This is a genomic window from Candidatus Acetothermia bacterium, assembly GCA_024653305.1.
Classification (GTDB): domain Bacteria; phylum Bipolaricaulota; class Bipolaricaulia; order Bipolaricaulales; family Bipolaricaulaceae; genus JACIWI01.
This window is the reverse complement of record JANLFW010000040.1, coordinates 1-3,389: the sequence shown is the minus strand read 5'-3', so window position 1 is coordinate 3,389 and position 3,389 is coordinate 1. Positions and strand designations below refer to the sequence as shown.

3 protein-coding genes are annotated in these 3,389 nt (G+C 69.4%); 1 reads left to right on the top strand and 2 read right to left on the bottom strand.

What is annotated here, in order from left to right:
- Positions 1-163 precede the first annotated feature (163 nt).
- Complete coding sequence (locus tag NUV94_08030) at positions 164-1,009, bottom strand: hypothetical protein (GenBank protein ID MCR4392685.1); 846 nt, start codon at positions 1,007-1,009, stop codon at positions 164-166.
- 76 nt (positions 1,010-1,085) lie between these two features.
- On the bottom strand, positions 1,086-2,777 hold the full coding sequence (locus NUV94_08025; GenBank protein ID MCR4392684.1) for a carboxypeptidase M32: 1,692 nt from the start codon (positions 2,775-2,777) through the stop codon (positions 1,086-1,088).
- Between the two features lie 116 nt (positions 2,778-2,893).
- On the opposite strand from NUV94_08025, the gene NUV94_08020 reads away from it, so the two are divergent.
- Positions 2,894-3,325: an ADP-ribosylglycohydrolase family protein gene (locus tag NUV94_08020; GenBank protein MCR4392683.1), complete on the top strand. Its 432-nt coding sequence runs from the start codon at positions 2,894-2,896 to the stop codon at positions 3,323-3,325.
- Positions 3,326-3,389 lie beyond the last annotated feature (64 nt).

Sequence of the window (3,389 nt, the reverse complement as noted above, 5' to 3'; positions counted from 1 at the left end):
CACAACCCTGGCACCAGGTTCTGGCGTTTCTTCACCCTGCGATGCGATCAGATCTCCATCCTGGCCTTCGCCCGCGGCCGGAGCTGTAGAAGATGGGTATAGCGCGACCCCAAGAGAAAGCCCTCGCCTTGGAAGGCGAGGGCCGTAGAACGAGAGGGGCAGTCTACTGGGAAAGCGACAGCACGAACGGCATCGCCGGCCCGAGGTCCCACTTGATCACGAGTACGAAGAACAGCACCCCGGGGACAGGGCCGTCCCCCCACTGGGTGAACGGCGCCAGAGCCTGGGGCCGGTCCACGGACACGGTGAGGGCCCCGGGGAGGGGGGACCAGGCGGTGGCCGTGTTCCAGAAGTTGGGCACCGGGACGACCCACAGCCAGATGAACGAGCTCGGCCGGTCGTGGGTCACGGCCACGCGGAGCGACCCGCCCGCGCTCACCCACAGCGCCTGGGCGGAAAACCCAGACGGAAAGGCGCCCACAAGGATCGGGTCCGCCGCGTCGCCGAGCTTGGGGCTCGCCTCCGATCCCTGGACCTCGACCTGGGCCCCGGCGGCCTGGAGGTTCGCCAGGAGCTGGGCCGGGCTCATCCCCGGGGACAGGTTGGGCCGGGGCATCCCGGCGGGGAACTCCGGCTGGCCTCCTGGGGTTCCCGGCTGGGCCGGCTGGCCCACCAGGGCCGCGGTGACCGTCCCGCACGTGTACTTGGCCGTCTCGCCCATGGGGACGGCGACCTCAAACGTCTGCCCCTGGGCCAGCCCGCGGACGACCACCGAGGTCGGGGCGAGGGAAAGCTCGGCCTCCGATGTGTAGGTCTGGCCCATTCGGACCAGGACCTGGAGGAGCTGGAGCCCGATCACCTGCTCCCCGCGGACCCACACGATCTGGGACAGCTGGACCCCGGCGGTGCAGGTATCGTTCCGGATTGCCACCGAGGCCGAGGTCTGGGCGAGGACCGGGGCGAGGAACAGGGCCAGGGCGACTACGAGCAAACCTACGTTTCTGCGCATCGGGTACCTCCTCTTGCCACGGATATTGCAACCACGATATCGCCTTTGACAGCCGCTGTCAAGGGGTGCGGCGGCATCAGATCCCGTAGACCTCCCCGTACTTCTGGCGCACGTAGGCCAGGAAAGCCTCGGCGGAGAGCCCCCCGCCGGTGACCCGGCGGCACAGGTCCTCGGGGAGGTACACCTGGCCGTGGCGGTGGACCTTCTCCCGCAGCCACTCCCGAATCGGGGCGAACTCCCCCCGCTCCACGTGGGCCCAAAGCCCCGGAATCTCCCGCTCCGCCGCGGCGACGATCTGGGCCGCGTACAGGTTCCCAAGGGCGTAGGACGGGAAGTACCCGAACATCCCCCCCGACCAGTGCACGTCCTGGAGCACCCCGTGGGCGTCGTCCGGCGGGGTCACCCCCAGGTACTCCCGCATCGCCGCGTTCCACCGCGCGGGGAGCTCGTCCACCCCGATCCGCCCCTCGATGAGCCCCACCTCGAGCTCGAACCGGAGGCAGATGTGGAGGTTGTACGTGACCTCGTCGGCCTCGACCCTGATGAACGACCGCTCCACCCGGTTTGCGTGCCGCCACACGTCCTCGGGGGCCGTCCCGGAAAGCGCCGAGAAGTGGCGAACAAGGTGGGGGTGGGCGTAGAGCCAAAACGGGAGGCTCCGGCCGATCTGGTTCTCCCAAAACCGGGACTGAGACTCGTGGATCCCAAACGAGGCCCCGCCGGAAAGCCCGGTCCAGGCAAGCTCGGGATCCACCCCCTGTCCGTACAGGGCGTGGCCTCCCTCGTGGAGGGCCCCGAACAGAGACGGGAACGGGTCCTCCTCCCGGTAGCGGTTCGTGACCCGCACGTCCCCCGGGCCGACCCCGATCGTGAACGGGTGGACGGAGTCATCAAGCCTCCCCGCCCCGAAGTCGTACCCGATCCAGGCCAAGGCCTCCCGGCAGAACGCGCGTTGCGCCTCCAAGGGGTACGTCCCACGGGGCAGGGCGAGCGGGGCCTGGCCCCGCTCCAGCTCCCCAAGGAACGCCACGAGCTCCTGACGCAGGGGGTCGAGGATCGCCCGCAGCCGGGCCGCGGTCATTCCCGGCTCGTACTCCTCCACCAGGGCATCGTACGGGCTGTCTTGGAACCCAACCAGCTTTGCGATCTCACGCACCAGGTCCACGACCTCGGCGAGGTGGGGGCGGAACAGGGCGAAGTCCGAAGCCGCCTTGGCCTTCTCCCAGGCGTGCTCGGCCCTCGCCGTCGTCTCGACAAACCGCTGGTAGAGCTCGGGGGGGATCGCCCGGTGGCGGGTGTAGCTCCGCTTCCACACCCGGATGAGGGCCCGTTCGACCTCGGACGAGGGCCCCTCCGCCTCGGCGGCGGCAAGGAGCTCCCCCATCCGGTCGGAGACCAGCCGCTCGAACGCCAGCCGCTCGAGCCTCCCCAGGACTTTGGCCCGCGCCTCGGCCCCCTTCTCCGGCATGTGGGTGCGCTGGTCCCACGCCGCCAGGGCCGCGGCGGCGGAGATCTCCTCCGCCTCCCGCACATACGCCCGCAATCGCGCCAGGGCCGTCACATCCGCTCCGTCCGCCCCGCCGCAGGCCCCCTCTGCCTCACCCAAAGAGAGCTCCGCCAGCCCGACGCCTCCGCGGGTCAGCACGGAGAGGACCCTGCGCGTGGAGGGTTCCGTGCCCCCGGAAGTATGGAACCGCTTGGGGAGAACACTCTTGCCCAAGCTCAGGGCGGGGTCTGAACTCCAGTTGGGGGTGCAGTTCTCCGTCACCGTGCGCTCAGAGCTCGCCGATGGCTTTGCAGCCGAGCTCCGGCAGATCCTCCACGACCTGGGACTGGCAGAGCACGTACGGATCGAGGAGCGACTGGGCTGACCGGCCCGCAAGCATGACCGCGAACCCCACGCGGGACGAGGACGTAACAGAAACCGGTCGAGCTCAGGGATACCTTCTGGGACAGCTCGCTGGCGATGCCCTGGGCAGCCTGGTGGAGTTCCAGCACGCGCAAGAAACCCGGGAGCGCTACCCCCAAGGGGTGCGGGACCTCGCCGCCGGCGGAGTATGGGGCACGATCGCTGGGCAGCCCACGGACGACTCGGAGATGGCCCTCGCCCTGGCCCAGACCCTCGTGCGCCAGGGTTCCTTTGACCCATCTTCTACCGTTGGTTTTGAAGAGTTGGCTTCTGTAGGGCACTTGGGGAGGCAGACTCAGGCCTTGGCACCAGGGGGGAGGGTTCGCCTCACCGGTGGAGGGACAGCCACGCCCACGGCCCCGAACACCTTGCTGGCTACGCCCTTGAGCGGGGGCCGTAGGACGTAGTCCTTCCCGCGGTGACGGACCTCGACTTCCCGCACCTCTGTGACGTCCCGCACCACGTCTGCCC